3 protein-coding genes and 1 pseudogene are annotated in these 4,528 nt (G+C 74.5%); 2 read left to right on the forward strand and 2 right to left on the reverse strand.

Annotated elements, in window-relative coordinates:
• Positions 1 to 965 (reverse strand): annotated as a pseudogene (locus FHE66_RS15545) (S9 family peptidase); the annotation flags it as partial.
• A 101-nt stretch (positions 966 to 1,066) separates the two neighbouring features.
• Between FHE66_RS15545 and trxA the strand changes: the two are divergent.
• Together trxA and FHE66_RS09595 are read left to right on the forward strand one after the other, a co-directional pair.
• The gene (gene trxA / locus FHE66_RS09590) at positions 1,067 to 1,438 is read left to right on the forward strand and encodes a thioredoxin (RefSeq protein ID WP_139072738.1); all 372 of its coding nucleotides are present in this window, start codon (positions 1,067 to 1,069) and stop codon (positions 1,436 to 1,438) included.
• A gap of 44 nt (positions 1,439 to 1,482) precedes the next feature.
• Complete coding sequence (locus FHE66_RS09595; protein ID WP_139072739.1) at positions 1,483 to 2,217, forward strand: DUF3152 domain-containing protein; 735 nt, start codon at positions 1,483 to 1,485, stop codon at positions 2,215 to 2,217.
• Positions 2,218 to 2,279: 62 nt separating this feature from the next.
• On the opposite strand, the gene malQ is transcribed toward FHE66_RS09595, so the two are convergent.
• Positions 2,280 to 4,184: a 4-alpha-glucanotransferase gene (malQ, locus tag FHE66_RS09600; protein WP_139072740.1), complete on the reverse strand. Its 1,905-nt coding sequence runs from the start codon at positions 4,182 to 4,184 to the stop codon at positions 2,280 to 2,282.
• Between the last annotated feature and the right edge of the window lie 344 nt (positions 4,185 to 4,528).

Genomic DNA, 4,528 nt, shown 5'->3' on the forward strand with positions numbered 1-4,528 from the left:
GTCGCCTCCTCGACCGTGCCGGTGGTCGGACCGACGACGGTGCTGCGCCCGGTCCGCAGGTCGTGGCGGTAGAGGCGGGTGCGCGCGTGGTGGTCGACGGCGAGGAGCACCGCGTCCCCCGACGGGTACCAGACGGCGTCGGCCACCTCGCCGTCGACGTCGAGGGCGAGCTCGCGCCACGCGCCACCGACGACGTCCCACACCGCCGCCCGCGGCACGCCGGTGCGCTCGTGGAGGACGAGGAGGCGGGTGTCGCCGGGGACGGGCGCGAAGGCCAGCGCCCACACCCCCAGGCCGGGGCCGTCGGTGAGGTCGGCGACCCGGGCGCCGGTGTCGGCGGCGAGCACCCGCACGGCCGGGTGGCGGGCGTCGCCGTGCTCGGCGTGCCCGACGGCGAGGAGGTTGCCGTCGTCGCTCAGCGCGGAGGCCTCGGCGTCCCCGTCCCCGGCGTACAGGAGGACGGGCGAGGACGTCGCGGCGAGCGGGCCGAGGAAGATCTGGTGGATCGTCGTCCCGTGATCCGGGTCGCTGCGTCCGACGACGCCGGTGCCGTCGCGCGCGAGGTGCAGCCCGGCACCGTACGCCGGGGGCAGCGGGATCGGGGTCTCGGTCGCCCGGCCCGGCGGCGTGCCGAAGCGCTGACGCCGCCACACGCCGTACTCGTCGCCGTCGGTGTCGTCGAACCACCACAGCCAGTCGCCCGGCGGGTCGATGGTCGCCTCGGTCGTGCCGGCGGGCCGGTCGGTGGCCGGGAGGAGCAGGCTCGTGCTCGCCTGCCAGGAGTGCACCTGGGGCCGCCCGTCGACCGTCGCGACGACGCAGGCGCGGTCCGGCGCGTCGCGTGCCCACTCCGGCACCTCGACCTCGCCGGCCCGGAACCGCTGCTCCCAGGCAGGCGGCGGCCAGCCGCCGTCCGTCCGGTGGCCGAGCGTGCGGCAGTGCGGCGGACGTGACAACCTCGACATGAGACCAGCCTAGGGTCGCGCGCACGTCCGGGCCGAGCATCGGAATAGCCGGGGGCGTGAAGCGTTGACCAGTCGAGAAATCCCCGTCTACAGGAGTAAGCATGGCGACGACCGACGTGACCGCGAGCACGCTAGAGCAGACCATCACTGACAACGACATCGTGCTCATCGACTTCTGGGCCGAATGGTGCGGGCCGTGCAAGCGGTTCGCCCCGATCTACGAGAAGGCCTCCGAGGAGTACACCGACATCGTCTTCGCCAAGGTCGACACCGAGGCCGAGCAGGAGCTCGCCGCGCAGGCCGGGATCACCGCCATCCCGACCCTCATGGCCTTCCGCGAGGGTGTCCTCGTCTTCTCCCAGGCCGGTGCGCTGCCCGGCCCGCAGCTCGAGAAGCTCATCGAGCAGGTCAAGGGCCTGGACATGGACGAGGTCCGCACCAAGGTCGCCGAGGCGCAGGCTCAGCAGGGCTGAGCCCCAGGGCCGCGTGTGGCGCGGCGACGGGCAGGAGGGGTGAGATGACGCGCGGGTCGAGGCTCGTGCCGGTACTCGCGTGGCTCCTGGCCGTCGGCGCGACCACCGGCTTCATCGCCCCGCCCGACGACGGCGCGCACAAGGTCGTGGCCGGGCGACAGGCCGCGGTCGAGGTGCCTCCGTCCAAGTCGCCGACCCTCGGGTTCGTCCCCGAGCAGGGCGGCCTGTGGCGCCTCGAGATCCCCCACGACGCCGGTGGCGACGTGCGGACCGTCCGCGGCCGCTCGGACCCGCCGCGGGAGGCCGGCCGCACGGTCAGCGTGCGCGTTCTCGTCGAGGTGGGCCTCGGCATCGACGGCCAGGAGTTCGCCCGTCAGGTCATGGCGACGCTCAACGACGAACGCGGCTGGGGCCACGACGGAAGCATCGTCTTCGCCCGCACCGACGGCGAGGCCGACGTCGACGTCACGCTCGCCTCCCCGGCCACCACCGACGCGCTGTGCGCCCCCGTGGCCACCGGCGGGCGCGTCTCGTGCGGGCGGGTCGGCTTCGCCGTGCTCAACGCCGAGCGCTGGGCCCACGGGGCCGAGCCGTTCCTCGAGGCGGGCGGCACGGTCGCCGAGTACCGCCGCTACCTCGTGAGCCACGAGGTCGGCCACGTCCTGGGCCAGGCGCACGTGCGCTGCCCCGTCCCGGGCGCTCCCGCGCCGGTGATGCTCCAGCAGACGCTCGGGCTGGACGGCTGCCTGCCCAACGGCTGGCCCGCGCTCGGCGGCTGAGCGCGACGAACGGCCCGGCACCGTGCGGTGCCGGGCCGTTCGCAGGACCGAAGGGGTGGCCCCTACCTGCCTGCCCCGCGCATGAGGGTCGCGATGCGGCCGGCGAGCTCGCCGTCCAGGACGCCGGTGACCCCACCCGGGAGGCCGAGGCGCCAGTTCGGCCAGGCGTCGACGGTGCCGGGCATGTTGGGCCGCTCGGCGACCGCGCCGGCGTCGTCCAGGGTCACCACGGCCACGAGGGAAGGGCTGTGTGCCACCCGGGAGTACTGGGCGAGGACGGCGTCGGCGATCTCGGCCTCGGTGACCTCGGCGCCGGCCTTGTGCTCGTCGATGCCTGCCTGACGGCGCAGGTCGCGCGTCTGGCGGGCGGCGTGCTCGGGGTCGAACGCCTTGCCGATCGCCTCGAGGTCGAGGGTGTCGGACCCGGTGACGCACCCGGCGACGGTGACCTGGTCGTGGGTCGAGGAGGTGGCCATGGACTGGACCGGGTTGTCGCCCGGCCGGGTGCGCATCGCGGCCCGGTAGCCGAGCATGCCGATGTCGGCCATCGTCTCCCGCACGCCCTCGGCGACGGTGCCCATGTCCTCCCCGCACACCCACGCCCCGGCCCGGTGGGCCTCGATGCGTAGGACCGCCAGGAGGGCGTCGACCGGGTAGTGCACGTAGGCACCGACGTGTGCGGTGCGGTCCGAGGGCACCCAGAACAGGCGCCACAGCTGCATGACGTGGTCCATCCGCAGCGCTCCGGCGTGGCGGAGCCCGGCGCGCACCATCTTCACGAACGGCTCGAGGTCCATCCGCACCAGCGCGTCGGGGTCCAGCGGCGGCAGTCCCCACCGCTGCCCCTCCCGGTTGTGGCGGTCGGGCGGGCACCCGACCTCGAAGCCGGTGGCGATGGCGTCCTGGTACACCCAGGCGTCCGCGCCGCAGGAGTCGAAGCCCACGGCCAGGTCGGCCACGACGTCCACCCCCGCGGAGCACGCGCGGGCGAACTGGAGGTCGGCGATCCACTGGCACCACGACCAGAAGGCCACCTCGCTCGCAGCCCGCTCACGAACGGCGAGCACGGCTGGGGAGTCCGGCCGCTGCAGGGGCTCGGGCCACTCGCGCCAGCTCGGCTGGCCGAGCTCCTCGGTGATGACGCAGTAGGTGGCGAAGCGGGCCAGGTCCTCTCCCGCCTCGGTGACGAAGCGCTCGGCCTCGCGGGGCAGCCGTCGGCCGATGGCCTCCCAGATGCGGCGCAGCCCGGTGAGCTTCAGCTCCCAGACGCGGTCGCGGTCGATGCGCCGCTCGGAGTTCAGCGCCCGGCCCTTGGCGGCGAGGTCGGACAGGTCGACGAGCTCGGCGTCGGGCGCCTGGCCGACTGCGACGTGCTGCAGGTTGAGCCACTCCCGCGAGGACGGGGAGTAGGGGGAGTTGGTCTGGTGCGCGGTGGGCGCGGTGGCGTGGACGGGGGAGATGAGCACCATGCCGGCGCCGGACTGCCTGGCGCGGCGGGCGATCGTCTCCAGGTCGGCGAAGTCGCCGATGCCCCAGGAGGCGTCCGTGCGCGCGGCGTACAGCTGCACCGCCCAGCCCCACGTCCGCCCGGGCTGGGGCAGATGCTCAGGGGCGGCCAGGACCAGGCGGCGCGACCCGTCCGGGCCGAGGAGGTGGTGGTAGCCGACCGCGTCCGCGGGCAGCGCACCGGCGACGTCGATGACGTCCCCGTCCTCCAGCTCCACGCGGCCGTGAAGCTCGGGGTGCCACCTGCCGGGAGTAGCGACGAGGGGCGCGGGCGGAGGAGCCGGGGACAGCCGGGCCGCCAGGCGGGCAAGAGTCTCGGCCGGCGTGTGCCGAAGGACGCCGAAGGCGTCGTAGTAGGGCACCGCGACGCCGCGGGCGGCGAGGGCGGCAGGGTCGACGCCCCGCTCGGTGGAGGGTGCGTCGTCGACCGGGTGAAGCAGAGGTCGGGTGAACTGGGACATGGAGGCGCTTCCGTAGGCTGTCGTGACGCTGCTGCTCATATTTTAGGCTTCCCGAACTGCGCTTGGGGGGACCCGTCGCCTTTCGGGAGTGTGCGGCAGGCGGCTCCGAGCGGGCTCGGCGCGGGTGCGCCGGGGCCCCCGAGCGCGACCTGCCGGCTCGTGCCCACACCTATCGGCGGGCCGGACACCATGATGAGCGCCTCTGCTCGGACCTCTCCCGGACCCGCTGTCGACCTCACCGCAGATCCGCGGGGGGTGCCTCTCGCTGCGCGCCGTGCGTCGTCGTCGTCGCGTCGCGGTGCCGATCGGGGCGGGGAGAAAAACGGCCGCCGACCTGCATTCCT

Source organism: Georgenia sp. 311 (assembly GCF_006151955.1).
In the GTDB taxonomy this organism is placed as follows: Bacteria; Actinomycetota; Actinomycetes; order Actinomycetales; family Actinomycetaceae; genus Oceanitalea; species Oceanitalea wutianyii.